At 50.2% G+C, this 22389-nt stretch carries 26 protein-coding genes; 3 read left to right on the top strand and 23 right to left on the bottom strand.

The window, feature by feature from the left end; genetic code table 11:
* Positions 1-28: 28 nt before the first annotated feature.
* From PPG34_RS10475 to PPG34_RS10560, 18 genes are all read right to left on the bottom strand, one after another.
* The gene (locus PPG34_RS10475) at positions 29-391 is read right to left on the bottom strand and encodes a hypothetical protein (RefSeq protein ID WP_313833229.1); all 363 of its coding nucleotides are present in this window, start codon (positions 389-391) and stop codon (positions 29-31) included.
* Between the two features lie 39 nt (positions 392-430).
* On the bottom strand, positions 431-634 hold the full coding sequence (locus PPG34_RS10480) for a dodecin family protein (RefSeq protein WP_313833230.1): 204 nt from the start codon (positions 632-634) through the stop codon (positions 431-433).
* A 116-nt stretch (positions 635-750) separates the two neighbouring features.
* On the bottom strand, positions 751-1128 hold the full coding sequence (locus PPG34_RS10485; protein WP_313833231.1) for a c-type cytochrome: 378 nt from the start codon (positions 1126-1128) through the stop codon (positions 751-753).
* A gap of 139 nt (positions 1129-1267) precedes the next feature.
* On the bottom strand, positions 1268-1618 hold the full coding sequence (locus PPG34_RS10490; RefSeq protein WP_313833232.1) for a hypothetical protein: 351 nt from the start codon (positions 1616-1618) through the stop codon (positions 1268-1270).
* 66 nt (positions 1619-1684) lie between these two features.
* Entirely contained in the window at positions 1685-2137 is a 453-nt protein-coding gene (locus PPG34_RS10495) for a c-type cytochrome (RefSeq protein WP_313833233.1), read from the bottom strand.
* 445 nt (positions 2138-2582) lie between these two features.
* Complete coding sequence (gene cfa / locus PPG34_RS10500; RefSeq protein WP_313833235.1) at positions 2583-3794, bottom strand: cyclopropane fatty acyl phospholipid synthase; 1212 nt, start codon at positions 3792-3794, stop codon at positions 2583-2585.
* Between the two features lie 321 nt (positions 3795-4115).
* A complete protein-coding gene (locus PPG34_RS10505) occupies positions 4116-4484 on the bottom strand; it encodes a c-type cytochrome (RefSeq protein WP_313833236.1) in 369 nt (122 codons plus the stop codon).
* 26 nt (positions 4485-4510) lie between these two features.
* Positions 4511-4816: a DUF2934 domain-containing protein gene (locus PPG34_RS10510; RefSeq protein ID WP_313833238.1), complete on the bottom strand. Its 306-nt coding sequence runs from the start codon at positions 4814-4816 to the stop codon at positions 4511-4513.
* A complete protein-coding gene (locus PPG34_RS10515) occupies positions 4816-5811 on the bottom strand; it encodes a sugar phosphate nucleotidyltransferase (RefSeq protein ID WP_313833239.1) in 996 nt (331 codons plus the stop codon). The genes PPG34_RS10510 and PPG34_RS10515 overlap by 1 nt, the downstream gene beginning before the upstream one ends.
* Positions 5812-6062: 251 nt before the next feature.
* Entirely contained in the window at positions 6063-6266 is a 204-nt protein-coding gene (locus PPG34_RS10520; protein WP_313833240.1) for a hypothetical protein, read from the bottom strand.
* An 80-nt stretch (positions 6267-6346) separates the two neighbouring features.
* Complete coding sequence (locus PPG34_RS10525; protein ID WP_313833241.1) at positions 6347-6505, bottom strand: hypothetical protein; 159 nt, start codon at positions 6503-6505, stop codon at positions 6347-6349.
* A 122-nt stretch (positions 6506-6627) separates the two neighbouring features.
* Positions 6628-7041: a response regulator gene (locus PPG34_RS10530; protein WP_313833242.1), complete on the bottom strand. Its 414-nt coding sequence runs from the start codon at positions 7039-7041 to the stop codon at positions 6628-6630.
* Between the two features lie 83 nt (positions 7042-7124).
* Entirely contained in the window at positions 7125-7631 is a 507-nt protein-coding gene (locus tag PPG34_RS10535; protein ID WP_313833244.1) for a response regulator, read from the bottom strand.
* Positions 7632-7782: 151 nt separating this feature from the next.
* Positions 7783-8424 carry a response regulator transcription factor gene (locus tag PPG34_RS10540; protein WP_313833245.1) on the bottom strand — a complete coding sequence of 214 codons (642 nt, stop codon included), beginning with the start codon at positions 8422-8424 and terminating at the stop codon, positions 7783-7785.
* 154 nt (positions 8425-8578) lie between these two features.
* Positions 8579-9220 (bottom strand): response regulator, encoded by a 642-nt coding sequence (locus PPG34_RS10545; RefSeq protein ID WP_313833247.1) that lies wholly within the window; start codon positions 9218-9220, stop codon positions 8579-8581.
* A complete protein-coding gene (locus PPG34_RS10550; protein ID WP_313834280.1) occupies positions 9220-12327 on the bottom strand; it encodes a PAS domain-containing sensor histidine kinase in 3108 nt (1035 codons plus the stop codon). Before PPG34_RS10550 ends, PPG34_RS10545 begins: the two co-directional genes overlap by 1 nt.
* A gap of 164 nt (positions 12328-12491) precedes the next feature.
* Positions 12492-15398, bottom strand: a complete 2907-nt coding sequence (locus PPG34_RS10555) for a chemotaxis protein CheB (RefSeq protein WP_313833249.1) — start codon at positions 15396-15398, stop codon at positions 12492-12494.
* A 19-nt stretch (positions 15399-15417) separates the two neighbouring features.
* Positions 15418-15612 carry a hypothetical protein gene (locus PPG34_RS10560; protein ID WP_313833250.1) on the bottom strand — a complete coding sequence of 65 codons (195 nt, stop codon included), beginning with the start codon at positions 15610-15612 and terminating at the stop codon, positions 15418-15420.
* Between the two features lie 394 nt (positions 15613-16006).
* On the opposite strand from PPG34_RS10560, the gene PPG34_RS10565 reads away from it, so the two are divergent.
* From PPG34_RS10565 to PPG34_RS10575, 3 genes are read left to right on the top strand one after another with little or no spacing between them, the layout of a single operon-like run.
* Positions 16007-18007, top strand: a complete 2001-nt coding sequence (locus PPG34_RS10565; protein WP_313833251.1) for a protein-L-isoaspartate(D-aspartate) O-methyltransferase — start codon at positions 16007-16009, stop codon at positions 18005-18007.
* A gap of 17 nt (positions 18008-18024) precedes the next feature.
* Positions 18025-19194: a hypothetical protein gene (locus tag PPG34_RS10570; protein WP_313833252.1), complete on the top strand. Its 1170-nt coding sequence runs from the start codon at positions 18025-18027 to the stop codon at positions 19192-19194.
* Positions 19195-19219: 25 nt separating this feature from the next.
* Positions 19220-19447 (top strand): YgaP family membrane protein, encoded by a 228-nt coding sequence (locus PPG34_RS10575; RefSeq protein ID WP_313833253.1) that lies wholly within the window; start codon positions 19220-19222, stop codon positions 19445-19447.
* Positions 19448-19702: 255 nt separating this feature from the next.
* On the opposite strand, the gene PPG34_RS10580 is transcribed toward PPG34_RS10575, so the two are convergent.
* From PPG34_RS10580 to PPG34_RS10600, 5 genes are all read right to left on the bottom strand, one after another.
* Positions 19703-19933 carry a hypothetical protein gene (locus PPG34_RS10580; RefSeq protein WP_313833254.1) on the bottom strand — a complete coding sequence of 77 codons (231 nt, stop codon included), beginning with the start codon at positions 19931-19933 and terminating at the stop codon, positions 19703-19705.
* 87 nt (positions 19934-20020) lie between these two features.
* Positions 20021-20461 carry a CBS domain-containing protein gene (locus tag PPG34_RS10585; RefSeq protein WP_313833255.1) on the bottom strand — a complete coding sequence of 147 codons (441 nt, stop codon included), beginning with the start codon at positions 20459-20461 and terminating at the stop codon, positions 20021-20023.
* 181 nt (positions 20462-20642) lie between these two features.
* Positions 20643-20867 (bottom strand): DUF2934 domain-containing protein, encoded by a 225-nt coding sequence (locus PPG34_RS10590; RefSeq protein WP_313833256.1) that lies wholly within the window; start codon positions 20865-20867, stop codon positions 20643-20645.
* A 91-nt stretch (positions 20868-20958) separates the two neighbouring features.
* Positions 20959-21267, bottom strand: a complete 309-nt coding sequence (locus tag PPG34_RS10595) for a response regulator transcription factor (protein ID WP_313833257.1) — start codon at positions 21265-21267, stop codon at positions 20959-20961.
* 478 nt (positions 21268-21745) lie between these two features.
* A complete protein-coding gene (locus tag PPG34_RS10600; RefSeq protein ID WP_313833259.1) occupies positions 21746-22363 on the bottom strand; it encodes a CBS domain-containing protein in 618 nt (205 codons plus the stop codon).
* Between the last annotated feature and the right edge of the window lie 26 nt (positions 22364-22389).

Raw genomic sequence — 22389 nt, forward strand, 5'->3', positions numbered from 1 at the left:
CCGGAAAATTTTCGAAGGAACAAGCACATTAATAAACATCATAGGGATCAAACTTTCTTCCTCCCGTGCCCGCTTCCGTTTTGTGAGGACGAGAAAGTTGTTTCCCGCAATTTGGACATTTCAACAGGTCCCTCGAACTCTCTCCCGAAGAAGCCACCGGCACCATGACCTGAGCAGGCCAGGTACATTGACATAACACATACCCTAGGGTTGCTCCCATCTCTGCCTTCGCATGCAGAATGGCATGCTCAACTTCTTCAATTTTTTTGACAACGGCTTCCTTATCTTTTCCCTCAGGCAGTTTGTCCTTCGCCGTCTTTAGCCCCTCCAACGCACCTTGTACGGCTGTCATCCCCTGGGTGTAGGCTTCCACGATTTTCAATAATTCCACTGTTCATCCTCCGGTCCCAGATCCCTGCAAAGTTTTTAACTAATCCAAGGCAAATGATATCTTGGCGTTGATGCGATACTGGACAATTTTATTGCTATCCACTTTCGCTTCAAAATCCTTGATATAGATGGACTTGATACCATGGACTGATTTGCTCGCTTGCGCGACCGCTTTTGCGGCAGCATCCTCCCAGCTTTTTTCAGACTCCGCTAACACTTCGATCACTTTTAACATGTCAGACATGGCCTCACCCTCCTAGATTTAGATAATTGAAAAAAATTGGCCTACGGTTTTCATTGCCAATCACCCTCAAGATGAGAGGATTTAAATAGGTAGGCTCGCGTTTATTTAATTGGAACCTACGGTTCAATGAGTAATTGCTTGGGTTTGTTTTTCATCCCCTTCTCGTAGTCTAATTTTAATTTCATCAGATGTTGCGTGATTAATTCTGCCTCCTCTGACGGCATCGTTTTAAATGCCGGCATTAATCGTTGATGATTCGAGTCAGTGGTAATGTATCTCACGATCTCTTCCGGACTTTTTTGAGTCAAGATATTTGCTGGAAGGGAATCAAACAAAATTCCCGTCCCATCCTCCCTATGGCATTCGGCACAATGAAGGTTGTACAACTGCTCTCCTGTTGTTCCGTCCGGATGATCATGCTGTTCCCCTGAGCATCCGTAGGCACTGATCATGATACAGGCGCCAATCCAGAAGAGTATTCGCAGGGCTTTCATTCTTTCCACCCTCTTGTGAGTGTGCACCTCAGACCTTTTCTCATGACCTGAGGACACCTATATCCCATTTCACAAGATTCGCTTTATCAATAAGATGGCATAGGCGAAATTTCTCTTTGTGCCATGCATATGACTAATTCTACTGTCTCTGGCGTGCCTGCATTTCAGCTAAGCTTTGCTCTAATACAGCTTTGCGTTGCTGAAGACTTTGCTGAGCGATATCTTGATCGCCTTCTAATTGTGCTTCTTCCGGCAAATTGATAAGTCCGCCGGCTTCTCCCAGTTGAGCATACGCATAGGCTTCAAACATATTCGACGGATTTCCAAACGCATCCGCCAAAACTGATTCCGTTTCAACATCGAATGCTTTGAGGTCTTCGTCCGACGCTTCCACCAAAAGCAGATTATTGAATTTTTCAATTTGGCGTTGAAGTCGATTCAGGGCCTCCAAGGGAGCAAGCCGGGGTTTCGCAGGATTTGTCTGGCTCATGGTCACCTCCTTGATATTGGAAATTTTAGGCATTCGGGATGAATGAACACCCTGCGCCTTTTTTCATCACGATTCCTGAATGGACTCCAAATACATCAGTAACTGCCACAATCGGCCTCGCACTTGATCTCGCCAATCCCCGGGCCCATGCCCCTCATCCTCCGGAATCTGAAACCAATTTCCCCAGGCCGGCATTTCCCGAGGGCCATGTTGCGCAATGGCCTCCCGGCCATCAATCACGCGGTACACTCGCCAAAAGGGAAAGGTTCCGCCGTTTCTTTCCGACAATTGGGTCAAATTGGCAGGATGACCTAGCAAGTGCGAAGTCAGAGGCCCGGTCCCTTGAGCATTGGTGCCATGACAAGCTGCACAATGCTGCACAAACAATTCCCGCCCCCCTTGCACAATTTCGGCTTTTTGAGCCCAGACAACCGTCGGGAAGCTACCACTGCTCAAGACTATGGCCCACCCTGCTATACAAAAAAAGAAAACGACTTTGCGAGAAATGATTCGAGGCATAAACAAATCCTTTGCTTCTTATTAAAGATCCAAACCCAAGAAAATTTTCCGAACGCTACTCAGTGTAATTTCATAAAATCCTGCTACGCGTTTACTCTGCCGATTTCTATTCCCATTTTATTTTTATTCATTTTTCATGCCACTTCATTTTTCCCGAAACTTTATGTTCGTAAGCTATCTGAAAAATCCGGAAGACCCATTAGTCCACATTATTTGGGAAAACGTGGTTCCCAAAAGGGCCAATTTCTATTTCCCTAATTGGTAACTGGGTTGCTAGAAAAGAAAGTGGATAGGCCGAAAATCGAGTCCCGACGTTCGTTTCCCCAACTTAACGTCGGGCTTTTGTTCACCAGATGGCTAATTGATGGAAAACCACCGCAGGAAGAAAAGGGTCTAGCGGATTAAAAAACGGGAGTAATAGGAAAGGGAAATCGAGGGACTATGGTCAACTGATTCGGCATACGTCCTCAAAAACTCCTGGCACGCATCGGGTTTCCTCTTTAGCCGGCGAGTACAAGCCGTGCTCGAGTTGAGTTTGATTCCTGCCACGACACCAGCCACCCTTCACGCCGGTGGGTGATAGTACGAGCTGCCAGACCTGATTTTTCCGCGCCCGAAAAACGCCGGCGCAGGAAAGGAGGTAGAACGTCCACATGCGGTAAAACCGGTCGTCGTATTTCCATTTCAGGGCCGGCCAATTCTCGTCAAAATTCATATACCATTGCATAAGAGTATTGTCGTAGTCATAGCCGAAATTTTGCCAATCCTCGAGCACGAACACGCCTTCGAAAGCACTTGCAAGTTGCTTGGCAGACGGGATCATCGAGTTGGGAAAAATGTAGCGCGCAATCCAGGGGTCCGTGCTTGTCACCGATCGATTGTTGCCGATAGTGTGCAAGAGCAATAAGCCGTCTTCACGCAAATGCCCTCTGACAACGTGCATGAAGGTACTGTAGTTTTTGTGACCGACATGTTCAATCATGCCGAGCGAAAAAATGCGGTCAAACATTCCCTCGGCCTTGCGGTAATCCTGAAGTCGGATTTCCACCGGCAAGTCCCGGCAGAGTTTTCTGGCATACTGCGCTTGTTCGTGTGATACAGTAATCCCAACCACTTCTACGCCATAGCGTTCAGCGGCAAACCTGGCGGCGCCACCCCAGCCGCACCCGATATCCAGTACCCGCATCCCTGGCTGCAAGTCCAGTTTTTGGCAAACCAGGTCAAGTTTGGCTTCCTGCGCTGCGTCCAGCGTCGCAGCATGCGGCCAGTAGCCACAACTATAAATCATGCGCTGATCCAGCATGCACTGGTACAGGTCGTTCCCGATGTCGTAATGGTGCCGCCCAATCTCATAGGCACGGGACGGTTTCTGAAGATTAAACAGCTTAGCCCTCCACAAATGGAATAAATCCCACCGTGGATGGATCTTTCCATCCAACTCAGCGCGTAAAATTCTGCAGACACATTCGTCAAGCCGATCACAGTCCCACCAGCCATCCATGTAGGATTCCCCCAAACCCAGTGAGGCATGCGCCAATACCCTGGCATACAGCTTTTCGTTATGAACCTGAAGATCCCAAGGGCGGTCACCGTTGATCTTGATGTCGGCAGGGGACAACAATCGTTCGATGACTCGACGCAAACTACTCGATTCCATTGCACCCTCCTTTCCAGGTCTCCTCCCAGCCCTCAAAGGAAGCGACATTTTCTCCAGCCTAGGCAAGGAACATTCTGAACGACTTTTCTCTCGTCTTCAAAATAACGAAATCAAGGTGCCCAGATTGTCTACCGGAGGAAACTGGGAAAGACCCTGGGCTTCCTTTCAATTTTTCCTAGAAACCACGCGGAGCCAAGAGCTGCAACAAAAATCTATGAGATCATCGTTGACAGCATATTGAATCACTTTCCCCAAAGGCATAGAGGCCAAGGACTTCTCTCATTTTTATTTTTATGAGACTCACAGGTTCTCCATTCGCCATTATTCCACTCGAGCAATGGCTTTAAAGGGGGCCAAAAACCGGATGTACGCCACCACATCCCACATCGCGCTTTCGCTTAACCGACCTCTCCACCCATGCATGGGGCTGTAGACACTTCCATGGGCAATAGTCATGAGCAATTCAAGATCGGACTTCATTCGTGATTGGTCGGACAAAAAGTTGGCTGGGGGAACAGTCAGATAGGCGCCTTCAGGACCATCACCGCTTCCGTTACTCCCGTGACAGCGTAGGCAATGTTCTTGATAAATCGCCTCTCCGTTTTTGAGATCGCCTGGCCGATCCTGCGCAAACGTTGGAGTCGTGCTGGCGAATAGTATCAGGAACAGGAGAAACATTTTTTTTCTCATTATAGGTCCCTTCATCGATTGAGAAGTTAACACCCTTCTTTCAATACCTGTCGTTCGGCCTCTAACCAATCCGCTTGATCCTGACCATGATGACCTCCCCGGTGCGTGTAAAGCTCATAGGCCCTATCAGCAATTCGCGCATAAAGATCTGGGGGATCAGAAGGCGATCCGTTTTGTGTCGCTTCAACGGTGGCTAATTTCTTACTCCCTGAACGAGAAGTGGTCCGCGATAGGGAGTCACTCTTTTTTCTTAACTGCGGCTGAGATTTTGGTAAAACCCCAGCACTTTTTTTCGGTTTATCCGATAGAGATGAAACTTGTTTTCTGGCCATTATTCTACCTCCACAAATTGTTGTTCCGAGTATTGCTCCGAGACTCCAACGGGTTGAGCCCTCACAGTATGGTCTTGCCTAAAAACAGGGGTTTTCCCAATTTGATGAAGTGTCTCAATAATTCGGTCAGGATTTCCCCAATCACTCCACATCACATCCTGAAGTTCTAACACCCCCACATGATCGGGAACGCGTTGCAAAAGACCCGAAGAAAAATTCTGTCTCGGCATATCCTGGTAAATGGCTTCAAGCACAGCGCCTTCCCGGGGAGTACCAATGGCCGTCGTCAATTGTTCAAACCGAGCCATAATCTCTGGGAAACACATCCATCCCAACCTCCAGAGGGTTTCCACCTTGCCCGTCAATACCATGGTATTCCAGAGCGCCCCGTTTGCCAGGGCCTTTCGGGCGGTGTTTCGATCTGGTTTTTCCAGAAAAGTTTTCACCGATTTAATAGGACTTCCTTCGCACCATCCAAGAATCTCTCCTGGCTCAATCCATCCGTATTCCAACTCAACATGCGTCGGAGTCAGACCAAGGAGGATCAAACGGTCAGTGAGCCAATCCGTAGCCTGGACCGCCTGTTGAACCTGATGCACAAATTGCTGCTCTGGAAAGATAAAATGATCCGACGGAAACACGACGACCGTGGCCTCAGGATTCCAGGTCCGCACATACGCCAACGGCAAAAACACTCCGGCGGCCGTATCCCGGTTGTGTGGTTGGAACAGAACCTTTCCACCTTGCTGTTTTTCGAGGTGCTCCCAGGCAAGACGGTGATGATTTTTCGCCATCACGGTCAGTTTGTGGTCCGGATCGCCGAGTTGGTCGGCACGGTCCCAGGTATGTTGAAGCATGGAACGTGTTCCCACGAATGCACAATATTGCTTCGGAAGATGACATCCCAACCACCGCTCGATAAAAGGACGGGTTCGTTCCCCTTCCCCTCCTGCCAACACGACGGACCAAAGAGTTCTCCTCGGCTGCGCATTCATACGAAACCCTCCTCTTCATCCTAGAAATAGAGATGAAGAATGAATACACCTACATGGACATCAAAAAAAAATTAATCATGGAAAACAGATACGTCCCGAATCGTTCCACGAAAACTAGGAATACCCCTAGTTTTTCGTGCGATAGTTTCTAGGGCCCCGGAGGAGATAAGGAAAACAAGAAAACCCATGGCCATATCCGGGAAAGAGCCTTTCCTTTTTCATGACATCCGCCAAACTCCTCATGGATGCCCTCATGCGACATGAACCGTCATGCCCACGGCGAAAGAATTATACGGATCGAGGATGATCGATCCACATTCTCGACACACGACATGGTAGCCATTCCGCTGGTTCTTTGGCTCGAGAGGTTCAATGATTCTTGAATGCGAGCACACTTGGCTGCCATGCTTGGTTTTCCAGACATCTTGAAGGAGATTGGCCTTTTCAGCAGTCATGATTATTCCTCCTTTCTCCAATTGCTTTTTTTGGCTCTTCCGGGGACTGTGTGAGGCAATCCATGAACATGGCGCATTGCCTAGAAGGCCCGATGAGGGTTTGCGCAGTATTTCTGTGGGGTAGCCGCGCCATCTAATGGCGCCTCTGGCACGCGTGAGAGAGCAGCATGAGATGCTGCCGCGACAAAATCCCGATGAAGAGGCATCATAAGATGCTGCAGCTGTCCCGAAAAAGGCATTCTTCCCTCTTATTTATGTCCAAGGATGATAATAACGGCCATATCTTTACCCCACACAATTTCCTGATGAGCCCTTTTGATATTAGCACCCTAAACCCAACCGAAGACTGAAACTTGCATTATCAAAAACTTCTGGCCGGTTGCTCTTGTGTGTCAATCATTCCAGAAAGAGACCTGGTTGATTCGGGCTGACATGCCGATTGAATGGCACATTCCAACGGACCGAGATTCGATTCGCCGCCAATCACTTGATCCACCCCAAGCCGAAGCGCTTCTGAAATCATCGGACTGACGGAAATTCCTCCCATCAGGATGATCTTTCCTGCATAGCCGTCCTCCCGAAGTCGATGCAGGATGTCCATGCCACTTGGTTCTTTCACATAGAGATCCAACACGACGACACATGGCACGTCTCGCTGTGCATGCTGAAGGCCTTCCTCTCCATCGCAGACCAACGTACAGCGGAACCTTTTGTAATCCAGCCATTTCTTTAAATAGCGACCGAATTTTTCGTTTTGGGTGATAATGAGCACCATGACGCCCTCCTAGAAATGCCGTGAAGGGTGAAACCTCGTAAATCCCGACAACCGAATTTTTTCTGTGCCCTGGTGTGAGGGACCTATGCGACTTCCTGTTGTCGGATTCCCATTCTGACTTTAGGAGCTCCGCCCCATTCAAGTGACTCTCGGTTCTTATCTGGAACAAAACATCGCTCACATTCGGCATGTAAGGTTTCGAGGGTAAAGGGCTTTACGAGAAATCCTTGCGCACCTTCATTTTGCATCATTCGTAGCCTATGGACATCGGCTCCACCCGACATCACGATGACGGGCGTATGATCGCCTCTCCAACGGAGCTCATCCAACATCGTTGCCCCGTCCATCATTGGCATGTCGAGATCTAGAACAATCCCATCAACGTGTTCGGTCCTGAGCCGATCCAATCCTTCCCGTCCATTGCTTGCGGTGACCACCTCACATCCCCAGTCTTGTAAGAGTTCCCACAATGCGCTGGCAATTGACGATTCATCTTCAACCACTAGGATATTTTTTACGCTGGTTCGGTGCGCATGGGCAGCTGACTGATACCCTCCTTCTTTTTGTCCCGATGCCTGTGCCGATTCCATATTGTCCTCCTTGGGGGGTTGAAGATGCTCACTCATCGTGCAGAGACAAAATAGCGAAGCAGGCAGTATGAAAAGAACTAGGTAGAACCCTAGTTTATGCACAAAAAAATACTTGAAGCGATGGGGAAGGGGTGTGAGGGGGGTCTCAAACCTACCGTGCCGCTAAACCATGATTCATGGCATATTTGGTCAATGCCGCGGTAGTATGAATACCTAATTGATCCATAACCCTGGCCTTATGAAACTCCACCGTCTTCACGGAGATGTTCAAGGCAGATGCGATTTCTTTAACGGAATGGCCTTCCGCGAGAAGTTGCAGGACCTCGCGTTGCCGAAGCGTGAGAGATCCAAGTTTCAAGGATTTGCCGGATGAGGTCTCGGATAAAATAAAGTCATCATGGGGAATAAGCGGGGTGAGATATCTGCGGCCCTTCAGCACCATCATGATGGCTTCCTTGAGTTCTGAAGCCGCGGACCGCTTCAACAGATAGCCAGATCCGCCGGCATCAAAGGCTTCGCGGGCATAGGTGGCATCGGCATGCATCGTGAGGAAAATCAACTTGCATTGTGGGAGCAGTTTCTTAAGCTGCCGCGCGGCCGCCATGCCATTTAACAAGGGCATGGAAATATCAAGGATGATTACATCCGGCCGATGCCGTTGCGCGACTTCCAACAAATCCCGTCCATTTTCCGCGGTGGCCACGACGTTGAACCCTTCCCCTTCCAATAACTTCTGCAAGCCTTGGAGGACCAGGGGGTGGTCATCGGCTAATAGTATCCGTGCGGACTGCATGAATGATTTCCCTTCCTGGAATTTTACCCATCATAAATCTTCCATACCTATTGACCTTTCTAACGCAAAATCCAGAAAAACAGGACTAGGTAATTCCCCAGGTATCGAAGAAATTTCTGCTAGGTAGCATCCAAGCACAAACTAAACCCATGGGTCACTCTGGGGACACTATGCCCTGAGCAATAGCATATTTGGTCAACTCGGCGGTGGTGTGAAGATCTAACTCCCGCATAATATGGGACTTATGAAACTCCACGGTTTTGATGGAAATGTTGAGAATGGTCGCAATATCCTTGGTGGATTTCCCCTCTGCGACAAGTTGAAGCACCTCTCGCTGACGGGGAGTCAACTTGTCCGAAGGCACGGGGGACGGGGTTGAGGTCTGCAAACATGAATCGAGGACCTCTTTAGTAATCGCCGGAGTCATGTAACATTGATCCTTGAGTACGGCATGAATCGCTTGGATCAGTTCTGACCCGGCCGATCGTTTAAGCAAATATCCCGACGCCCCGGCGCGAAAGGCTTCGTTCGCGTAGCTGACATCCCCGTGCATGGTCAAAAAAATCAGCTTGGTGGTGGGGAGCAGTTTTTTGAGTTGACGAGCCGCGTCCAACCCATTGAGTTTCGGCATGGAAATATCAAGGACTATGACATCCGGTTCCAAGCGTGTGGCCATCTCCACCAAGGCGCGACCATCTTCTGCTAACCCGACGAGATCAAAATCATCTTCGAGAATTTTTCGTAGTCCCTCAAGAACGAGGGTATGGTCGTCAGCCAACAGCACGCGAGCCCGCATTATGAAGACTCCCGTGTCAGGGGCACCCACACCGAAATGTTGGTGCCTTGTCCCTTTCGAGAATCTATCGTCAAGGTCCCGTTCACATAACTCACGCGTTCGCGCATACCTACTAATCCCAATCCAGGTTTGTGATTCCGCACCATCTCAACATCAAATCCCTGACCATCATCGGCAATCGAAAGACGCAGCCCATCCTGTGTTCCTGTGAGCTCGATCACGACCTGGGAGGCCTGTGCATGTCGGGCCACATTTCTGAGGCTTTCCTGTGTGAGGCGATACAGGCACGCCGCAATGTCTTGTGGAATCGATTCCGGAACATCTTGAGTGCGAAAGGTCGCAGGAACATGCGCCCATTGGATAAATTCCTGAACGAACGATTGTAGTGCAATCTTTAATCCCAGGTCATCTAACACGGACGGATGCAATTGATAGGCTAATCGGCGTATATCATCCGAGATATTCGACACCTCGTCATAGAGCCTTGCCAGGGCGGCAAAATTCGGGTCAGTTTCCGCCATGCTCCGTTGAGTGGTTTGAATCGTCAAGGCCAAGACTGCCAGCCGTTGATTCATATCATCATGAAGTTCACGAGAAATTCTGCGCCGCTCCTCCTCTTGTGCGTTGACCAGGCGCTTGCCAAGCGCTTGGAGATTTCCCTGGAATCGACGAAGGTCCTGCTCGCGTTCCCTCACGGCTTGTTCCGCTTCTATACGAGGGGTAATGTCCAACCCAATGCCACCAATAAGGAGATCTTTTTGATCTCGGTGAACGGGAAATCCCAATAAGACCCAATGCCGACGTTTGCCCTGGGAATCCAATGTGGTTTCTTCGGATTCCCAAACCCCTCCCTTCATGACCGTATGGGAACCTATTTCCTTAAACATTTGGGCAATGTCATGGGGGAACAGTTGCTCATCAGTTTTCCCAAGACATTCGGCCTGTGAACGACCAAAGATTTTTTCAAACGGCTGATTCACATACACATACTTCCCACTTCGATCCCTCAGGAAGGCCACCGTGGGGGTATGATCCATAAAGGCTTGAAATCGTTCCTGGCTTTCACGCAACGCGCGTTCAATGTTTTTTCGGTCGGTAATATCCACTCCGGTTCCAATAATATGCTCCACTTCGCCCTTGTCATTTTTCAGGACAGAATTGGACCATGCGATCAAACGCTCCGTCTTGTCTTTGTCCATCCAACGGTTTTCCCCTTGGACGGGGGAATGCCCTGCCACCAACTTTCGAAAGACTTTCTTGACCTGTGGTAATTCTCGGGAATTAAAGATACCCAAGGCCCCAATATTTCGTCCAACCACATCCTGGTGGGCCAAACCCGTCACCTGTTCGCAGGCTCGGTTAAACCGCACGACTCGCCCTTGTCGATCCAGGACGATAACCAAGGCACCAGCCGTCTCAAGCACCGCATTGATAAAATTTCGTTCTTTCATCAGGGCCTGTTCCATATCTTTTCGATCATGAATATCCTGGTGAACGCCGCTCATACGCAGGGGAGCTCCCTTGCTATCCCGATCCACCACTTTGCCTGTATCCAATACCCATTTCCATTTGCCAGACTTCGTGCGCAGACGATACTCGGTCTGGTAAAAAGGTGTGTGACGATCAAGATGGGCTTCCAAGAGCTTCATCACCATCGCCCTGTCCTCGGGATGGATCATTTGTCGCCAGACTTCGACGGTCGGTTCAATCTCATGCTTGGCAAACCCCAGCATCTTGGCCCACCGTTCGTTAAAGAGCACTTCACCAGTTTGAATATTCCAATCCCAGATTCCGAGGCGCGCGCCAAACACGGCAAGGTCCAATCGCTCTTGGCTGGCTTGCAGGGCTTCTTCACTCTGCTTTTGTGTAGTGATATCCGTGATGAATCCCTCCAGAGCCACGACTTTGCCATCTGGCGAATAAATGGGCAGGCCTTGTTCCCAGACCCATTTGAGAGTCCCTTCAGCGGCGTTGATTCGATAGGTATAATGATACGGCTGCTTTTTTTTGAGTGCAGCTTGGGTATTTTTCCACACACGATCGCGATCGTCAGGGTGGATAACCTGTCGGCCCCACGAAATCTTGTGATTGCGCAATAAATCCTCAGGCTTGTAGCCAGTCAAGGCGAACGCACCTTCGCTCACGAATTCCAGGGTCCAGTCCCGATCATTTCCACAACGATAGGCCATGCCAGGAAGGTTTTTCATTAACGTCGAAATTCTTCGTTGGCTTTCCTGGAGCGCCTCTTCGGCCAATCGCCGTTCGGTGATATCGCGTAGGATGACTGTCATTAATTTTTTTCCACCGGTTTCGAATTGGGAGATCGAGGCTTCAATAGGAAATTCTTCGCCATCGGCACGCAAGGCAAATAAGGTTCCCAATGCCCCCATGGACCGAGTGGTTTCCCCTGCCTGCTTGAACCGTTGGATATGATCCTGATGCGCTTTCCGTAACGGCGCTGGAATAAACTGGTCGATCGTTTTGCCCATCACGACTGAAGATGCACAACGGAATATCCCCTCAGCGGCTTTATTAAACAGCACAATCCGACGCTGCTCATCGACCGTGATCACCGCATCCATGGCCGTATCGAGCACGCCACCGAACCAGGCTGTCTGTTTCAGCTTTTCCCGCTCGGCCAATTCTCTTTTGGATAAGTCCATCACGGCGATTTGAACGATCGGTTCACCTATTGCTTCCCGATCGGTTTCAAGAAGACTTTCCAGCCGGATCATGAGGGCGGAATGGTCCTGCCTGATAGGATTCAGTTCTAATATTTGTTTGGTCTTAGTTGCCAGGGTGCGTTGGAAATGTTGCCGAAACAGGATTTGATCAGATGGAGAAAAAAACCGATCCAATCGCGACCCAATGATGAAGGATCGTTTCGTCCCCAGGAGGTGACTGGCCGTGAGATTGGCTTCCAGCACCGTGCCAGTTGAATCGAGGGTGAGAAAACCTACCGGCGCAAAATCGTACAAATCGCTATAGCGATCTCGCGCGGTTTCGAGTTCGAGTTGGGTGCGACGCAGCTCTTCATTTTGCATCTCCAACTCGATTTGATGCACTTGAAGTTCATGGATGAGTGTTTGAATGTCCTCGGGGGACATCGCTTTGATCTGCCGACGAGTCGTCGTGAGGGCGGATTCCGCCCGTTGCCGCAAGTTTTTCGGACTCGCAGAGCCACGGCCTTTTGGCCTTGCAGGAACCTTGGCAGATGTCGCCTGTTTTCTCTTTCGGGCATGTGGAATCTTTTTCTTCACGCCTCTGCTCTTCACGCCTTGCGAATGGTGATATCTTCCATGGCCAAAAGTATCCGTGGCGTCTTGCCCGGCTCTTGAACGATTCGCCGAGCATTCAATAATAATTTTCGTTTCCCAATCCCAGGAAATTTCTGCTCCATAAGAAAATCCTGGAATGCGGTGTTGTGTGGCAACACTTCCTCCAACAGATGACGCAATTCTGGAACGTCCCATTCTCCTTGCCCGAGACTATACAGAAGTTTTTGTTCTACTTTGGGAGGAGTAAGCGCGAACGTGCGATAGAAGGCCTGATTCGCGGACACCACTCGCAAATCTCCATCTAAAATGATTAAGGATTCCCGCACGGCCTGAATAACACTTTGGGCAAATTCCTGTGCTTCCTGGGCGACGAGTTCCGATTGTTTGACCTGCGTAATGTTCAAGAAGGTCAGCACGAGTCCCTCGATGGTATTCTTGCCAGTCCGATAGGGCAAAATTCTGAGGTAATACCATTGTCCATCCGTGGCCTGAACTTCACGTTCTTGAAACACCAGCGTATCCAGAACGTGGCGGGCATCGTCGATCAGCTTGGTATCGATTAAATTCTGAACAATATCCTCCAGCGGGCGGCCCACATCCGTGGGGATGACTTTCACCACTTTTTTGGCTTCCGGTGTGAATCGCTTGATGTTCAGGTCGTTGTCCAAAAAAATGGTGGCGACTTCCAGACTGTTCAGCAAATTATGGAGGTCGTCATTGGCATCCGAGAGTTCGTTGATCTTTCCTTGCAATTCCGCGTTGACGGTCACCAGCTCTTCATTCAAGGATTGCAATTCTTCTTTTGATGTTTCGAGTTCTTCATTCGTGCTTTGTAATTCTTCATTGGTGGACTGCAATTCTTCATTCGTGGATTTCAACTCTTCGTTCGAGGTTTGCAGTTCCTCGTTCGTCTGTTGCAACCGCTGCTTAGTATAGTGCAACTCCTGAAGCACGCTGGCATCGGGCGTGTGTTTTCTCTTCGCGGTTCCTTTCGGGGAAGCGGGCGGCTTGGTCACGGCCTTGGGCTCAAACGTGACCATTAAAAACCCGCGTAGCGCTTCGGGGTCCTCAACCCGCTTCACTGTCACGTTCACCAACTCGTAGGCACCATTGGTTTTGACCCGGACTCCTTCCTTGACCACTGCGTCTTCTTGCCGACTGGCTTGATGAAGGGCGGCGGCCAGCTCATACCGCAATCCCTCGCGCGCCATGTTCAGCAAAATCAGATTGGGCTGGCCCTGGGCTGGCTCCAAATACGAGCCGGTCCGGCCATGGATATACACGATCTCGCCTCGTTCATTCACGATCACACTGGCCGGAGCGTATTCCTCCAATAACATGGTTTCGATCAAATCTGTCAGAGGAGGGGCCGGGCTGACAGGGAAAGGCTCGGACGCGCTGACAAGCTCGGCCGTGGACTTGCCTTTGCCCACCGAAAACTTTTGCAGCGTGGTTCGATCCGTTTCTCCGGCTTTTCGTTTATACAGTTTCCATTTTCGATCCACGACTTCAAATAGATGCTCTTCCATGTCGGCAATGGTTTCGGATGAACCCAGAAACAACAACCCGTTTGGGTTCAAGGCGTAATGAAACAGAGGAAACAGGCGACGTTGAGTCCGAGCCTCCAAATAAATGAGAAGATTTCGGCACGAGAGGAGATCTAATTTCGTAAAAGGCGGGTCCGTGAGCACATTATGCGGGGCAAAAATCACCATATCGCGGATCTCTTTCTTGATGCGAAAACTATGGTCCTCCTTGGAGAAGAACCGTTGCCTTCGTTCCGGGGTCACGTCATTGGCGATTCCCGCTGGATACAGGGCTTTCCGAGCCATGTCGATGGCCGGTTCGTCCAAATCCGTGCCAAAAATTTGGACTTGCAGCCTGATGTGTCGAGTCGTCATGTACTCCCGGATTAACATCGCCAGGGAATAGGCTTCTTCCCCGGTTCCACAGGCCGGGACCCACACCCGGACGTGCTCTCCATCGCGTTTGGAGTCGAGCAGTAACGGCAGGCCATGTGTGGCAAGGACATCGAAGGCCAGGGGATCGCGAAAAAAACTTGTGACGCCGATGAGAATTTCTTGGAACAGGGCATCCAGTTCAAAGGCATTGGCCATCAAGTAACGAAGGTATTGTTTGGGGGTTTCGATCTGATGCAGGTTCATGCGCCGCTCAATTCGCCGTCGGATGGTATTCGTTTTATACAAGGAAAAATCATTGCCCGTCCGATCACGCAGCAAGACGAAAATTTTCTGCAGAATCTGTCCGGTCTCCGTTTCCGGCATAATGGGGGATGGAACGGGCGTCAGGTACGGCCCTTTGACATAGGACAGTAATTGTTGGGGCATTTCTTGGGGTGGACGCACATAATCCACATTTCCGGTGGCGATGGCGCTAGTGGGCATTCCCTCATATTTGGCGGAATGAGGTTCCTGCGCCATGGTCATCCCGGATTCCCCTTTAATGGCCTTCAGTCCAAGGGTGCCATCTGAGCCGGTCCCCGACAGCACAATTCCAATCGCGTGGTGTTTCTGGTCCTCGGCAAGGGAACGGAAAAAATAGTCGATGGGCAAGGGAACACGGTCGGCCGACGCCGGCTCCAGCAGATGTAATACTCCGTTCAGAATGGCCAGCTGTTTTCCCGCCAGCGCGAGATAGACGGTGTTGGGTTTGACGGTGACCCCATCCACAACTTCCATGACGGGCATGGTTGTGCACTTTTGAAGAAGTGAGGAGAGTAAGCTGGCATGCCCTGGGTGCTGATGCGGCACCACAATAAAGGCCAAGCCACTGTCTGACGGCATCTGCGTAAAAAATTCCTCAAAGGCCTCTAAGCCCCCAGCCGAAGCGCCAATCCCCACCATAGGGAATCCATGATCCAGTTCTTTGTTGACTGGCACCTGGTTTTTCTTTGAAACCCTATTCCCTTTGGATGTATTGGAGGGAAGGGTAGACTGTGGCTTTGTTGATCTCTTTGGCGAAGGTGTCCTCTGTGTCACATTCTTCTTCTGAAGTTTCTTGGGACGGGCCTGAGGTTTCATGGGTTTGCGTTTTTCTGCCATCAGTCATGATCCGAAAATTTTCTAAGGCACTGAGATCTTCAAGACGCATCATATCCTTTTTAGATTCTCAAGAGATACCCTTCCCTTCTTATGTTTTCTCTATAAATAGGGAAGGAGCACTAGGGGAAAAACTTCTTAAAACTAGGAGAAAACCTGGTTCTTCCCCAATCACTCTCCTGATACCCTCCTTACTGGGAATGGTGAAAAAAGCATGTCCTGAGCAAAGTCGAAATGGCCGGCAGCCTTGAAAGTATTTTCTGTAGCCGCAGCATCTCATGCTGCCTCTTCCTGACGGCAGTAGCAATTGGTGCATCCGCAGAAGGCATTATGAGATCGTGCAGCTACACAAGAAATTTGGCGGCATTCCTATTAACAGCCCCAGGAGTAGACGGAAATTTGTAATCGGTAGTTCTTGCGGGACAGCTTATGAGAGAGGATTGGCCGTAATGGACTTTGCACAACAACGCAAACGGATGGTGGCGGAACAGATTGCCGCACGGGGCGTGCGCGACAGAAACGTGTTGAATGCCATGGGCAAGGTACGCCGAGAGGCGTTTCTGCCAAAATATTTGCAGGAACAGGCTTATGAAGACACCCCTCTCCCGATCGCGGAAGGACAGACGATCTCTCAGCCCTACATTGTGGCATATATGATCGAAGCGCTGGCGCTTCAAGGGGGTGAAAAAGTCCTCGAACTCGGCGCCGGGTCCGGTTACGCGGCGGCGGTTCTGGCTGAGATCGCGGGACAGGTGTATACCATTGAACGGATTGGCCAGTTGGCTGAAAAAGCCGCCTCTCATCTGATTGATGAAGGCTATGACAACGTGCATATCCTGCATGCCGATGGAACGCGAGGCTGGGTCGACCATACGCCGTTTGACGCCATTCTCGTGTCCGCCGGCGCACCCGAGGTTCCAGAATCCCTGAAAAACCAGCTTGCCATCGGCGGGCGTATGGTCATCCCCGTGGGCACCGATACGAGGGCGCAGGAACTGATCCGCATCACCCATCGGGAGGAGGGGCAATTCGACCGCGAAGACCTGGCGGATGTGCGTTTTGTTCCGCTCATTGGCGAAGAAGGCTGGGAGGTCGAAGAACCCCAACCGGAGACCACGCGGCCTCGCGTGATTCAGACAAGGCCACGGGTCAGCGAAACCCTTCCTGCTCTTCTTTCGCGTCGGGGCGAGTCCTTTGAGACACCGGAGGCAGCGGATCTCGATCCGCTGTTAGGCCGCATTGGCAACGCCCGTGTCGTGCTCATTGGCGAAGCAAGCCATGGAACGTCGGAATTCTATCGCTTGCGGGCATGCATCACGAAGCGGCTTATCGAAGAAAAAGGCTTCACCATCGTGGCCGCCGAAGCCGACTGGCCGGATGCGGCAAGGATTGATCATTATGTGCGCCATCGTGACGTGCCTCCATCTGAATGGACGGCGTTCGCTCGTTTCCCAACCTGGATGTGGCGCAATGAGGAGGTGCGTGATTTTATTGACTGGCTCCACAAGCACAACGCGCCGCTGGATATGCCGCAGCGCACCGGGTTCTATGGGCTCGACCTTTATAGCCTATATAATTCCGTGCGAGCTGTGATCAGTTATCTGGACGATGTCGATCCTGATCTCGCGACGATTGCGCGCTGGCGTTATGGCTGCTTGAGCCCATGGGAAGGAGACCCGGCAGCCTACGGCCATGCCGCACTCACGGGTGCTTATCGCAACTGCGAACAGGATGTCGTGCAAATGCTGTCCGAGCTGTACAGGAAACGGCAAGACTATGCACACAATGACGGTGAGCGATTCCTGGATGCTTCACAAAACGCCCATTTGATCGCGAATGCCGAGCGCTATTACCGGATCATGTATTACGGTTCGCGCGCCTCCTGGAACCTTCGCGACCGCCACATGTTCGATACTCTTGTGCGAGTCATGGACCACCATGGCAAAGGATCGAAGGCCGTAGTCTGGGCACACAATTCTCATATTGGCGATGCCTCGGCCACGGAAATGTCGGCACGCGGGGAATTCAATATCGGTGAGCTGTGTCGCAAGGCCTTTGGTGATGACTCCTATCGCATCGGATTTGGCACCGATCACGGGACCGTGGCGGCGGCTTCAAACTGGGACGGCCCCATGGAAGTCAAACTGGTGCGTCCCTCTCACCCGCAAAGCTATGAACAATTGTTTCATCGGACCAACAAGTCGGGTCTTATTCTTCCGCTCAAGGACGGCCATGTTCTGGATGTTGCCAGGGAACTCACCCAACCCCGGTTGGAGCGCGCCATCGGTGTGATCTATCGGCCAGAAACGGAAGTCGCCAGTCATTATTTCGAGGCCGAACTCCCGCGACAGTTCAATGAATATGTGTGGATCGACCGCACTAAAGCGGTCACCCCTCTGACAACGGGAGAAATGCAGGGCGTGCCTGACACCTATCCTTTTGGAGTTTAAATTTTTGAGGGAGAAAGATGAAGCAGACCGCACCCTCAGAGGAAGTCAGGGACCTGATGATCCAGTTTGCCGAGAAAACTGGAATCTCCACCCCAAAGACTTTACCAAAACGCTACTTGTGGACCGATGCTTTTGCGGTCTGCAACTTTCTGACCTTGTATCGTCAGACGGGCGACGAAGAATACATTCGTCTGGCCCTAAATCTCATTGATCAGGTCCACAACGTTCTTGGGAAGCACCGCGCAGACGATCCGCGAACCGGCTGGATAAGCGGCTTCAGTGACGAGGAAAGGCAACGCCATCCAACTGCTGGCGGTCTCAGGATCGGCAAGCCCCTCCCTGAACGAGGTCCCACTGATCCCTACGACGACCAGTCGGAATGGGATCGGGATGGACAATATTTTCACTACCTGACCAAGTGGATGCATGCACTGTGTCGAACCAGCATGGTCACGGGCAACCCGCAATATTGCCGCTGGGCGGTAGAACTCGCCCAAGCGGCTCATGATGGATTTCGCACTCTTCCCCAGCCTGACGGTAAAAAGCTCTTGTACTGGAAAATGAGCATTGATCTCTCGTACCCGCTTGTTCCTTCCATGGGCCTTCACGATCCGTTGGACGGCCTTATCACCTACCATGAACTTTCCTTGTGTACCCAAAAATTCACAGGAGCTCTCACAGGGCCGGACCTTACGTGGGAGCTTACCGACGCAGCCACCATGTGTGAAGGTCAACATTGGGAAACGACGGATTCACTTGGAATAGGTGGGCTGTTGTGTGATGCCTACCGTGTGGTCCAAATGACCGCGAAGGGACAGGCCAACATGTCAGGTTTACTGTTGGCACTGTTGAGGGCCTCGCAATATGGTCTTGGTGTCCTTGCCAGCCATGATCACTTAAACGATCCACCTGAATACCGTCTTGCATTTCGCGAATTGGGACTTTCAATTGGATTGAAGGCGATTGCGAACATGCGAGACATTGTTACCGCTCACCCCGACCTGTTTGACTATAGTCTCGCACAAGATCTTGAAGGCCTGATGGCCCATGTTCCGTTGATCGAAATCATAGAGGATTTCTGGCGGAAGCCCACCAATCAACACCAAGAAAGTTGGTTGGACCATCGCGATATCAACATGGTCATGCTCGCGACAAGCCTTTCACCAGAAGAATTTTTGTCGGTTTAATAAGGAATCCGGAAGGAGGGCTCGCATGATCACAAAAAACGTCGGAAAAAAAGAAGGGATATTTCGAATCGTACTTGGACTGGGATTATTGGCCTTGCCACCAATGTTCCAATTTCCCGTGTGGGCAACGACAGTGACTTATGGGTTTGGGCTGGTGGCGCTTATCACCGGAATCATTGGCTATTGTCCGGGGTGGCATCTGTTCGGAATAAACACCTGTCACAAGGATGATTCTAACCAATCTACCAATTGAAAGATTATAGTTACGCTTGAATGACAGGTAGGAAGCCTTCCCTCTTATCCTAATAGCGAGTTCTCCGGTTTTTTCTTTTGTATCGTGCCTTCTTCTCATGCAGCAATGGCCAACAATATCAGGGAGGGGCAGCATGAGATGCTGCAGCTACAGGAAAGGTTTGGAGGTGGCGTTATCTATTCCGTGGCCTTGTCACGTGAATATGAAACGAGGGATTAATCTCTCTCCACAAAAATGCTATTACACTGGTTGGATTCACACCCGGCGATCTGCCGGATCGAGGATAATAGCTGCACATTCTTTACAAACAAATTTTCCAGTCCGCTTGCCTTGTTCATCATACTGATATTCAATCATTCTTTGATGAAGACAAGAAATTTCCAAACCCGAGCCTTCATCCTCCGGACGACCGGCCTCGTCAGAAGTCATACGTTTTACCCCGCGATCGATTATTGGGAAGGATTGTGGGCCTTTAACTACTGACATTTCAATACAGGCTGCCTCTTAATTAGCCTTCACGAACTCTCTGAATTCGGCCATATTTCCACTTCGAGCCCTTGAAATTTTCCGTGCTCATTTTTTTTGGGCGAGTTCTTCTTCTCCCAAGCCTTGAATCATCCATGCCCGAAGGAGATCCTGGCGGGTGATACATCCCACAACGGCTCCATCCCTCTCAACGGGCAAAACCAGAAGGTGGTGTTTTTTCATCAACCGAACCGCATCCACCAGACTCGTGGATTCCTGAATCGCGATACGGTCCTGAACCATGATTTCCTCGGCGGTGAGCTGACTGATGTCTCGTCCGGATTCAAAGGCACTCAAGATATCAAATTCACTGACGAACCCAATGAATTTTCCTTTGTCATCAACAACGGGGGCTCCCGCCATCGGTGAAGTTAACAATTGTCGAGCCATGGACAACCCATCTTGATCCTTCTGAAAAGTTAGGATGTGAGTGAGCGGAACCTGGCTGATAGAACGAAGTCCGACGATGGAAATAGAATGCACACTCATGATGGAAGCCTCTCTACATGTGTGTTTTCCACTCTTTGAGAAATTTTATCCTGAGCCGCAGAGGCGACTCTGACTTCTTTGAGGTATTGGCGGACCTGCTCAACCTCGGCTTTCCTCACAGTTGGTGTCATGCAGACCCACTATCTCATGAGTGAATAGAAATTTTTTATTCAGCGACAAATTAGAACCGTGGCTTCTCTCCTAAAATTTCCTGTTCTGCCTTTAACCAGTCCTGCCAGTCATCTCCATGGCATCGGCCCCGCTGTTCGAATAATTCGTGGGCTCGCTCTGCAACTCTCGCTTGAATATTATCCACAAGTGGTTCACCCAGCAAAGGGGGATGGTGCCTTTGGCTTTTGTTTTTCTCTCCCAATCCAGTGGAACTATTTTTAGATTTGGGACTCACGTTAGACGACTTTTTCCTTCCAGAGGATTTGGCAGCCGTCTTCGTACTTTTTGAATTTGTTGACTTTACCGCCGACGAGGTCTTCTTTTTTTTAAGCAACTTCTGCCCTCTGGTGAACCGTGCCGTAGACAAGGCCATATCCTTGGCCATGGTCCTTCCGAGACAACTCAAGGACTTTGTTGTACGCCTGGATCCGAGAATGCACTCCCAACTTGAGAAAAACATGCTCGATATGCTTGGAAGCTGTATGGATGGAGATCCCTAAGATATTCCCAATCTCCCCATTCGTCTTTCCTTGCATTATCCACATCAATACTTCCCGCTCCCGCTTCGTTAATCCACGAACTTCAAGGACTTTTGCGGCTGATGTCGTATTATTCCATTCATAATTTTGTTGCATGATATTTTAATTCCCTCTTGATACGCTGTCTTCCCATTGGCCATGGGAACAGGATGGCAGCCTGCCCCCAAAGCCAACATTATCAACATCCATGAGCTTGCTCTTCTCAACATGGCTCCCTCATGGGATCAATCAATATTCACGTCAACAGATCGGCTCTTTGCTTCTTCAGATTTTGGGTGGTTCACTTCAAGCACTCCATTTTTAAAAGAGTCTTTTACTCAATCCCCTTTGATCGGAATGGGCTCCGTTCTTTTGGCTTTCCCGACTATTCTTTTTCATCACTTTCCCCATGGGAAACAATCAAAAAATAATCCTATCATTCGGATTCCCTACCTGGTTCTTGGCTCAGCATCCGCTTCAAGCATTCATGCAATTGGCTTTTACCCTGACTTTATAAGGCTTTTCGCAACTAGATCCACCTAGGGAAATCCCTAGATCAGAGAAGAAACTCTACTAGGCAAAGGACTTTTCCGTCCTAATGTGCCGGAGTCGATCCCTCCATCAGGTGTCTAATAACCGGGGCGCAAGATGGGCAGAATTTTGGGGAAAAGGTAATCTCTACAGATGATACGCCATGCCGCTGAAGATATTCCGCGAGATCGCACCAAATCTCCTGGTGAGGTTGTGATTGCACGTCATCGCAAATCCGCTCGCACCAGTAACACACAGGCAACACATGAGCCTTTGGTACCGTCACATCGACCATCTGGCTCAGAATATTTGGCCTGGAAATCATCCCAACAAGTTTTCGGTTTCGTACTACCGGCAACCGAATAATTCGATGCTCAATCATTAATTGTAAAACATGAATGAGTGGAGACTCTTCCGTCACACAGACCGCTGGAGTATTCATAATGTCTTCGGCCTTGAGCATGGTTAAATCTTGCCCGTTTAATAAGGCCTGAATGACATCGAATTCACTCACGATTCCCACAACTTCTCCATCATCTTCCACCACGGGCAAACCACTGAATTGTCCAGTCAAAAGCTGTCGGACCAGAATATTCACGTTGGTTCCCCTTGTCGCGGTGATCACCCGTGGATTCATCACTTCGGAAGCCACCTGATTGAGTCCCTTATCCTTCATTGCCATAATCCGCTCCCTTCGAAATTTTCTTG

The sequence above is a fragment of the Candidatus Nitronereus thalassa genome (genome assembly GCF_032191465.1).
Taxonomy (GTDB): Bacteria; Nitrospirota; Nitrospiria; order Nitrospirales; family UBA8639; genus Nitronereus; species Nitronereus thalassa.

Excerpts from the sequence above, each read along its gene's own strand:
- PPG34_RS10480 (WP_313833230.1), bottom strand. The coding sequence starts at position 634 with ATGTCTGACATGTTAAAAGTGATCGAAGTGTTAGCGGAGTCTGAAAAA.
- PPG34_RS10485 (WP_313833231.1), bottom strand. The coding sequence starts at position 1,128 with ATGAAAGCCCTGCGAATACTCTTCTGGATTGGCGCCTGTATCATGATC.
- PPG34_RS10490 (WP_313833232.1), bottom strand. The coding sequence starts at position 1,618 with ATGAGCCAGACAAATCCTGCGAAACCCCGGCTTGCTCCCTTGGAGGCC.
- PPG34_RS10495 (WP_313833233.1), bottom strand. The coding sequence starts at position 2,137 with ATGCCTCGAATCATTTCTCGCAAAGTCGTTTTCTTTTTTTGTATAGCA.
- cfa (WP_313833235.1), bottom strand. The coding sequence starts at position 3,794 with ATGGAATCGAGTAGTTTGCGTCGAGTCATCGAACGATTGTTGTCCCCT.
- PPG34_RS10505 (WP_313833236.1), bottom strand. The coding sequence starts at position 4,484 with ATGAGAAAAAAAATGTTTCTCCTGTTCCTGATACTATTCGCCAGCACG.
- PPG34_RS10510 (WP_313833238.1), bottom strand. The coding sequence starts at position 4,816 with ATGGCCAGAAAACAAGTTTCATCTCTATCGGATAAACCGAAAAAAAGT.
- PPG34_RS10515 (WP_313833239.1), bottom strand. The coding sequence starts at position 5,811 with ATGAATGCGCAGCCGAGGAGAACTCTTTGGTCCGTCGTGTTGGCAGGA.
- PPG34_RS10520 (WP_313833240.1), bottom strand. The coding sequence starts at position 6,266 with ATGACTGCTGAAAAGGCCAATCTCCTTCAAGATGTCTGGAAAACCAAG.
- PPG34_RS10525 (WP_313833241.1), bottom strand. The coding sequence starts at position 6,505 with ATGCCTTTTTCGGGACAGCTGCAGCATCTTATGATGCCTCTTCATCGG.
- PPG34_RS10530 (WP_313833242.1), bottom strand. The coding sequence starts at position 7,041 with ATGGTGCTCATTATCACCCAAAACGAAAAATTCGGTCGCTATTTAAAG.
- PPG34_RS10535 (WP_313833244.1), bottom strand. The coding sequence starts at position 7,631 with ATGGAATCGGCACAGGCATCGGGACAAAAAGAAGGAGGGTATCAGTCA.
- PPG34_RS10540 (WP_313833245.1), bottom strand. The coding sequence starts at position 8,424 with ATGCAGTCCGCACGGATACTATTAGCCGATGACCACCCCCTGGTCCTC.
- PPG34_RS10545 (WP_313833247.1), bottom strand. The coding sequence starts at position 9,220 with ATGCGGGCTCGCGTGCTGTTGGCTGACGACCATACCCTCGTTCTTGAG.
- PPG34_RS10550 (WP_313834280.1), bottom strand. The coding sequence starts at position 12,327 with ATGTCCCCCGAGGACATTCAAACACTCATCCATGAACTTCAAGTGCAT.
- PPG34_RS10560 (WP_313833250.1), bottom strand. The coding sequence starts at position 15,612 with ATGATGCGTCTTGAAGATCTCAGTGCCTTAGAAAATTTTCGGATCATG.
- PPG34_RS10565 (WP_313833251.1), top strand. The coding sequence starts at position 16,007 with ATGGACTTTGCACAACAACGCAAACGGATGGTGGCGGAACAGATTGCC.
- PPG34_RS10570 (WP_313833252.1), top strand. The coding sequence starts at position 18,025 with ATGAAGCAGACCGCACCCTCAGAGGAAGTCAGGGACCTGATGATCCAG.
- PPG34_RS10575 (WP_313833253.1), top strand. The coding sequence starts at position 19,220 with ATGATCACAAAAAACGTCGGAAAAAAAGAAGGGATATTTCGAATCGTA.
- PPG34_RS10580 (WP_313833254.1), bottom strand. The coding sequence starts at position 19,933 with ATGTCAGTAGTTAAAGGCCCACAATCCTTCCCAATAATCGATCGCGGG.
- PPG34_RS10585 (WP_313833255.1), bottom strand. The coding sequence starts at position 20,461 with ATGAGTGTGCATTCTATTTCCATCGTCGGACTTCGTTCTATCAGCCAG.
- PPG34_RS10595 (WP_313833257.1), bottom strand. The coding sequence starts at position 21,267 with ATGCAACAAAATTATGAATGGAATAATACGACATCAGCCGCAAAAGTC.
- PPG34_RS10600 (WP_313833259.1), bottom strand. The coding sequence starts at position 22,363 with ATGGCAATGAAGGATAAGGGACTCAATCAGGTGGCTTCCGAAGTGATG.